Source organism: Candidatus Chloroploca sp. Khr17, assembly GCF_004138165.1.
In the GTDB taxonomy this organism is placed as follows: domain Bacteria; phylum Chloroflexota; class Chloroflexia; order Chloroflexales; family Chloroflexaceae; genus Chloroploca.
Map to the genome: position 1 here is coordinate 19,184 of NZ_RYFF01000055.1, position 7,861 is coordinate 27,044.

The 7,861-nt window shown below is 61.6% G+C and carries 2 protein-coding genes and 1 pseudogene; 1 reads left to right on the top strand and 2 read right to left on the bottom strand.

Annotated features, from left to right (window positions below):
* Positions 1-19: 19 nt before the first annotated feature.
* Together EKD05_RS21415 and EKD05_RS21420 are read right to left on the bottom strand one after the other, a co-directional pair.
* Positions 20-1,759, bottom strand: a complete 1,740-nt coding sequence (locus EKD05_RS21415; protein WP_129676973.1) for an SDR family NAD(P)-dependent oxidoreductase — start codon at positions 1,757-1,759, stop codon at positions 20-22.
* A pseudogene (locus EKD05_RS21420) lies at positions 1,756-6,993 on the bottom strand (beta-ketoacyl synthase N-terminal-like domain-containing protein); the annotation flags it as partial. The gene EKD05_RS21415 and the pseudogene EKD05_RS21420, both read right to left, overlap by 4 nt.
* A 354-nt stretch (positions 6,994-7,347) precedes the next feature.
* Here EKD05_RS21420 and EKD05_RS26010 point away from each other — a divergent pair.
* Positions 7,348-7,861: substrate-binding domain-containing protein (locus tag EKD05_RS26010; protein WP_205704024.1), on the top strand; the 514-nt coding region annotated here is incomplete at its 3' end.

The window sequence follows — 7,861 nt, forward strand, 5'->3', positions numbered from 1 at the left end:
ACCTTGGCAAAACCGACCGCTACGCGTTGCGCAAGGCAAAGAGGCGGTCGAGTTGATGACTCACGGCAAATTCGGCCCCGTGCATCGCAAGCAGCACCTGCCCAGCGGCATCAAAGGCGGTGATGTCGGCACTCAGGCGCAATTCGTTGCTCGCACAGGGTGTCAGGGTTAGATAGAATGGCTGCTCAAAGGCAAGCGGTTGGTAGTGCCCAAGCCTCGCCCAACCGAGTGGGAGGCTCGCCGCATGGTGCTTCTGGCGAATCCAGACGAGTCCCGCCTGCAAGAGCGCGTCCGCGACGTAGGCGTTGAAGGTCTCGGCGCGAAACTGGCCCTGCGCCGCCAGACTCACCGCAGGCAATTGGCACCGCAGCACGAGCCGGTCGGCCCTCTGTGGTACGACGCATTGAATGCTCTGCAACAGTGGCCCGTGAAAGAGCGTGCCATCGCGATAGAGCTGTGCGCCGTCAAGGCACTGATCTTCACCAGGCCCAACCGCTCCAGGTGACGGGGGGGCAAGCCGTTTTCGCCCAAGTTCGATGGTCGCACGGTAGTGAAACCGTGGTTTGCCTGCGCTTGTCTTGCTTGAGATGACCGCATCCAGTCGCAACACACCCTCGGCTTCATCCTTGAAGGTCTCGCGCAGTTCGAGTTGATACGTCGGGGCGAGGTGCTCGTCAAAGATGATGCCTTTCAAGACCTGGAAGGTATCACACCGGCGCAGATGGTAGCCGGGATAGAGTTGCGCACAGCCATCGCTCATCCAACTTGCGGCGGCGGTGGCTGGCAGCACAGCGTGCAACCCGATCATATGGTCGCGCAGGAAGGGATTCGCTGCTTCGGTCAACTGTCTGTGCAGGCGATAGGTACGCAGCGTTTGCTCAAGTGGAGCCGGGGCAGGCAACATCGGGCTCCCCACCAGCAGTTGCACCGTCGTCTCGGCTCTGGCCAGTTGCTCAACAAGTACCGCGACGCCGCCGTCAACGGGAATCACCGCAATCTGCCGTTGTGCAAAGAGCGCCTTGATCGCCGGCGTTACCATGCCCCCGTCCCACGGCCCCCAGTTGAGCGACAGCACCCGGCACGCCGGATGATCGCGTTGCAACTGGTAAGCGGCCTTATTGAGGATCTCGTTCGCAAGCGCATAATCGGTCTGACCAAGATTGCCAAAGAAGCCCGCCCCCGAAGAGAAGAGCACCAGGTAGCGCAACTGGCCTGGTGGCAGAACGGTGAGCAGACTCTGCAACCCCGTGATCTTGGGGCCATAGACGGCGTCAAAGTCGGCCCCGGTCTTCTGCTCAATGCGTTTATCGGCGAGTGCACCGGCCCCGTGGATGAGCCCGGTAATGCCCGCAGGATCGATGTCCGCCTGACGCAGTGCCGCTCGTAGGCCCTCGGGATCAGTGACATCGGCGCTCACATAGCGCGCTGTGCCACCTGCCACACGAATCGCCGCCAGCGTCGCCTCTATTTCTTCGCACGCCCTGATGGTCCTCCAGACCCGCTGGATCGCCGCTGGCACGGCACGTTCACCCTGCGCGGTGAATGTCCCTGCAATGCGCTGCTTGAGCGTCGCATCGTCCATCCCCGGCTCAACCCAGGCGGGCACCGGCGTGAGCGTCGTGCGCCCAAGCAATACAAACTGGCACCGAAAACGCTGGGCCATCCCGATGACACATGCCGCCGTAATGCCCCGTGCACCCCCACTCACGAAAAAGATCGTTGCTTCGTTGATTGGCACAGTTGACACAGTGTCAATCATGATATATCACCTGTGGGAAGATCGGCCTCAAGCGTGACTCGGCCCTGATACCCATACCCAACCTCAACCAGACGCTGATCGGGATCATACATCTCGCCGAGCACAAGGCCGACAATCTGTTCGGCTTCGTAGGCCGGATGCACGTCCATTGCGCGGCAAAAGACCGTCGGCCACTCTTGGCGCAGGCTCTTGACCAACCCAAAGAGACCACCACCGACCGGACTGATCGGCTGGCGCATACTGGTGCCCAATTCACCATCAAGTCTCGTCAGCGTCACAAAGAAGGCTCGGCTTACCTGACTGGCCGCAACAAGCGAGGCTTTGAGTTGCCCGGCGGCCAGAAAGATGTGGCGCACAAGCTGATGCTCGATCGCACTAAAAAGGGTACTGGATGTCAGCGGGCTAGTAGCCTGTGGATGCAAGTGGATCAGCCCGCAGATTGGCCCATAACTCTCGGCCAGCGCATGCAGGGTCTGGTTTAGGTGCGTTTCACTCATATCGGGTAGCACGACCCGCGCAATGCCACGCGGCAGTGGCGCATGCGTACCGACAACTGCCGTCGGAAGCCGTAGCACAACCGGTTGCCAGCCACGTTCGGCAAGTGCCTGTGCAAGCATCCCTGGCACACTGCTGCCATCATCCGTAACCACACAACTCCATCCATCCACCGGGGCAAGCTCGAGCAGATCAGGCATCGGTAACTGCACCAACCGTGGCGGCGCAGACGGTACCGTCGGCACAGGCGCAGGCGCAAATACGGCCGGAGCGTGGGGCACCACACTCCCTCCCCCCTGGTGGGGGAGGGCCGGGGTGGGGGGGACGGCACTGCGGTTCACTGTCTGATGCAAATGCTCAACCACCTGCCCGAGGGTGCGCAACTCGGCCAATTCTTCCGGGGCCAGGCGCGGCAGGGCAAAGCGGCTCTGCATGGTACCGAGAATGTCAACCCGCTTGATCGAGTCAATGCCGAGGTCGGACTCCATATCCATCGCGAGTTCAAGGGTCTCGTAAGGATACCCGGTCTTCTCACTCACCACCGTCAGCAAGCCCTCGATGAGTTCTGGGCTCAGCGTCGGGGCAGGCACCACACTCCCTCCTATGGCCGAGGCAGGGGGCGGCGCAACAGTCGTCGGTGGCGACACCGGCGGCGCAGGCACCGCACTCCCTCCCCCCAGCGGCGTGAGGGCCGGGGTGGGGGGAGGGGTAAAGGCCGGGGCGGGGGCCACCGCACTCCCTCCCCCCTGGTGGGGGAGGGCCGGGGTGGGGGGCGGCGTGAGGGCCGGGGCGTGGGGCACCACACTCCCGCCCCCCTGGTGGGGGAGGGCCGGGGAGGGGGGGAGACTCCCATTCACCGTCTGATGCAAATGCTCAACCACCTGCCCGAGGGTACGCAACTCGGCCAGTTCTTCCGGGGCAAGACGCGGCAGGGCAAAGCGGCTCTGCATCGTACCGAGAATATCAACCCGCTTGATCGAGTCAATGCCGAGGTCGGACTCCATATCCATCGCGAGTTCAAGGGTCTCGTAGGGATACCCAGTCTTCTCACTCACCACCGTCAGCAAGCCCTCGATGAGTTCTGGGCTAAGCGCCGGTGCTGGGCTTGCCGTCTTCTTGGCCTCAGGTGGCGGAACCGCCGTTGGTGGCAGCACTGGCGGTACCGGCGGCGCAAAAGCCGGGGCCACCGCACTCCCTCCCCCCTGGTGAGGGAGGGCCGGGGTGGGGGGTATCGTACTCCCGAGGGCCGGAGCAGGCACCGCACTCTCTCCCCCCAGCGGGGGGAGGGTTGGGGAGGGGGGCGGCGTACCCGCGTGGGGCAGGGCCGGAGCGGTGGGCGGTGCAAAGGCCGGGGCGACCGCGAGGGCCGGGGCGGGGGGGACTGACCTCCCCCCCAGCGGGGGGAGGGCCGGGGTGGGGGGCGGCAACGCACTCCGCAGGGCCGACGCGGGGGGCACATTGACGCTTACGTGCTGAATCTGGCTCAGCAACCCGCTGGCGTAGTTCGCCTGTTGGGCCAGGAATTCCTCGTGGATGCGCAAGGTCTCACGCTGCATCGCATGGATCGCCGCGAGATCTTCTTGGCTCTGTGGGGTCTTCGGTTCAGGTGCCTGGAGCAAGAGCCGGGTGTAATCCCATTGATAGTTGAGAAATTGCTGGTGAACCTGGAGCAGATCGCGTTGATGGTTCAACAAACGCGCCACAAGCTCTCCAGGGGCAAGCGTGTTTTGTTCGTGCGAACCGTTCTGTGAAAGCGACTGAGGGTTCATTTGCATATCTGTTTGCATGCTTATCCCGTTAGCATTATCTGATCCAATGTGATCTGTCTGTTGCGGGCGCTTCGTTGTGCTTGCCGTGTCCACTGCGACGGGCGTAACGTGGGCAACTGCGGTCTCAAATGCGGTGCGTGTCGCGTCGCTGACATAGCTCGCGCCACTCAGACGCACCCGTAGTCCTTTGCGTTTGCCGATGGGCGTTGGTGCTGGTGGCCGTTGATACCCGTCAATCCCGCGCATGGGCACGCCGAGGACGCGTAGTTGCACGGCGGCCTCACGTAGCTGACGGTCGCTGTCCTGTTTGCGCTGCGGGTTCAGGGCGATGGCAACATGAGGACGATCATGCAGGATTGTTTTGACGAGATTGGTGAGGATGCTGCGCGGGCCACATTCCACAAAGATGCTGCCCCCAGCCGCGTAGATCTGCTCGATCTGCTGCAAGAAGTAGACCGGTTGCAGCAACTGGTCGGCGAGCATCGTCTGCATTGCCTCGGGCTGACTGGGGTAGGGCTGGGCTGTTGTATTTGCGTAGACTGGGATCTGCGTTGGGTTGAAGGTCGTTTGCCGAATGGCCTGGCTGAATGGTTCGTGCGCGTGACGCACCAGGGGGGTATGAAAGGCAGCAGCGACGGGCAAGAGCGTGCTAGTGTGTCCTGCGGCCTGGGCAAGCTGATGCATCTGGGCGATCGCCGCATGAGGGCCAGCCAGCACAACCTGGTTCCGTGCGTTGAGATTCGCAATCATTACCCCAGGCACCTGTGCCATCAAGTTTTGCACAACGGTCACATCAGCAGCCACGGCCAGCATCGTGCCGGCATCAAACGAGGGGTCATCAGGCGGTGCCATGGCTCGTCCCCGGGCATGCATCAGCCTGAAGAAACCCGCATCGTCAAGCGCCCCCGCCGCCCAGAGGGCGGTCAATTCACCAAAGCTATGCCCCGCCGCAAACGCGGGCCGCAAGCCAGCCGCGCTCAGCAGTCGAAACAACCCGGCGCTCAGGGCACCAAGCGCTGGTTGGGCGTAGGCCGTCTGTTGCAACTGGGCCTCTTGGCGCGCCTCTTCCTGAGGGGTAAAGACCGGGGAAGGAAAAAGAATCTCGGCCAGCGATGGGCGTACCGCGCCGCCCGCCGCATTTGCCTCACCAAGGAGCGTGCGCAATGGCGGGAAGTTGAGCATAACCTCACGCCCCATCTCGCGGTACTGCGAACCCTGCCCCGGAAAGAGCGCCACGACCCGCCCCTCGGTCGCCATCCCGGCGCGTTGATACCAGACGCCGCGTGGATGCTGCAGGCGCTCGGCCTCGAGTTGAGCGTGCAAGAGCGGCATGATCCGTTGGAGTTGCTCGCACGCTTCGTCAGGATGCGCGGCGACAAAGCCGAGGCGGGCATGCGCCTGGGGCACAACAACCGTCTGGCTGGCCTCGGCGAGTTCAGCAAAAATCCGGGTCGCTTCCGAGCCAGCGAGCGCCTCGGCGAGGTTTGTACAGATAGTGTGTAGTTCGACCGGGGTGGCCGCACTGATCAGAATCTCGCGGGCAGTCTGGTGGATACGATAGGGTTGCTGCTGCTCGGCTTCGTACTCTTCCAACACCACATGAAAATTGGTGCCCCCAAAGCCAAAGGCACTCACCCCGGCGCGTCGCGGCGCGTCATCGGGCCTCCGCAGCCACGGGCGTGGACGGGTGTTGACATAAAGCGGCGAGCCATCAAGACCAAATTTTGGATTGGGTTGGGTCACATTGATCGTTGGGGGCAGCACCTTGTGATGCAACGCGAGCGCGGCCTTGATCATCCCCGCCGCACCAGCGGCCGCTTTGGTATGGCCGATCTGCGACTTGACGCTCCCGAGGGCGATCTGCTCCTGGCCGGCGTTGGCGCTCCCAAAGACCTCACGCAAGGCCGTCACCTCGCAGAGATCGCCGGCAACGGTGCCTGTGCCGTGGGCCTCGATCAGCCCGACGGTCGCAGGATCAACCTCGGCCAGTTCGTACGCACGGCGCAACGCCCGCACCTGACCGTCAACCCTGGGCGCATAAATGCTTCGGTAGCGACCATCGCTTGACGACCCAATACCACGGATCAGCGCATAAATACGGTCGCCGTCGCGCTCGGCATCCGAGAGCCGTTTGAGCACCAGCATGCCGATGCCCTCGCCAACCATCATCCCGTCCGACGCAACATCAAAGGGACGAACCATGTTGCTCCGCGAAAAAGCCGGGGTTTTGCTAAAACAGAGGTACATAAAAGGTGAATTATCGGTATCCACCCCACCGGTCAGCATCATATCGCAACGATGCGCACTCAGTTCACTGATCGCCATCTGCAACGCACTGAGTGATGACGCACAGGCCGCATCGGTGACACAATTGATGCCACCCAGATCAAAACGATTGGCGATCCGCCCGGCAATCACATTGCCGAGCATCCCTGGGAACGAATTCTCTTCCCACCGGATATAGGCCAGTTTGATCTTCTCAACCGCCTCGTTGATCACCTCATCGCCCAGCCCGCAACTGCGCAAGGCCCGTTCCCAGACGGGGTATTGCAGGCGCGCGATCAGCGGCGTCATTAATTTTTGCCCACCGCCAATGCCAAGCACCACCCCGGTACGCCCGAAATCGTAGCCGCAGCCCTCACCATAGCCAGCATCGTCAAACGCCTGACGTGCGGCAACCAGGGCCAGCAACTGCGAAACATCTGTCACTTCGAGAATGTTGGGTGGAAGGCCAAATTCAAGGGGGTCAAAATCAAGGTCCGGTAAAAAACCACCCCGGCGCGAATAGGTCTTATCGGGAACCGTCGGGTCGGGATCGTAATAATCCTCCAACTTCCAACGCGAGGGAGGCACATCCGTGATGCTATCACGTTCGCGCAGAATATTATCCCAATAGGTGGTCACATCATGCGCCTGGGGGAAGAACGAAGCCAGACCGATAATCGCGATTGGCTCCATCCTCGCCGAACGCGCAGAAGAAGAGTGCATACGCTTTCCTCAAAAGCCGGAACCGATGCGTGGCGATCGCGCACGCGGTTGCATTATAACCGTTCCTGCAACAATTGTTGTTTATGAAGAGTTAAAGGACATCCACTGAAGCGCACGCTTCACTTACCAAATTCTTAACATCCTCTTAATAAAATCTCTCTGTCGCCTTAACAGAGGCAGCGTAGAATGGCGTTGGTGTCACAGTTTGCAGGATCAAGCTATATGAACCCACCATGATGTGTTTACTAGGATGAAGCTCGCTCATCCTGGTTTTTGGTGTGACGTGCAACCTGTGATGCACCTGTGTGTTTCGTTCAATCAGGAGGATTGACAAGTATGGCCCCGAATTTCAGACGCCTTATGCCGCTTTTCATGATGTTGGCCCTGCTGCTGCCGATGCTGGTTGCCTGTGGTGGTGCCCCTGCGGCAACCCCCACCGACGCCCCGGTTGCGCAGGCGACAGATGCCCCGGCCCCTACCGCTGTCCCCGAGCCAACGGCCGCACCAACGGCTGCGCCCACGGCTGCCCCTGAGCCCACGGCTGCCCCTGAGCCCACGGCTGCCCCAGCAGGCGATGCTATTGAGTTGCCCGAGGTTGATCCTGCGTCGGTGACGGGCGATATTATCATCGCTGGTTCGTCGACAGTCTTCCCGCTGACCGAGCGCATGGCCGAGTTGTTCATTGACGATGGCTTTGGCGGCCAGATCACGATTGACAGCATTGGCTCAGGTGCTGGGTTTGAGCGCTTCTGCACGGCAGCCGAGAGCGATATCTCGAATGCGTCGCGTGGCATCAATGCCGAAGAAGTGGCCGCGTGTGAGGCAAGTGGTCGCCCGGCCATCGAGTTCC